The 268-nt window shown below is 31.5% G+C and carries 1 pseudogene; it reads left to right on the plus strand.

Annotated features, from left to right (window positions below):
- Window positions 1–68 precede the first annotated feature (68 nt).
- Window positions 69–268, plus strand: a pseudogene (locus tag LUA84_RS03665) (hypothetical protein); the annotation flags it as partial.

The raw sequence follows: 268 nt of genomic DNA on the forward strand, positions 1-268 counted from the left end.
AGCTATCAGAACCTGCATTATTAATAGAAGAAATCCCTGGAAGTATTATAGATGTATATATTGAANNATTGAATGCAGATGCTGGAACAAGGACTGCAAGTNNAAATGCTGCATCTTTGGCATTATCCTTAGCAGGTATTCCAATGAAAGATTTGGTAGTNNNNCTAGCAGTTGGAAAGATTGGAGAAAAAATTGTAGCAGATTTAAATAAAGAAGAAGAAGATTATGATTCAGAAAAATTAAGGAAAGATCATGAAAAATCAAAATA

Source organism: Candidatus Nanopusillus massiliensis (genome assembly GCF_920984865.1).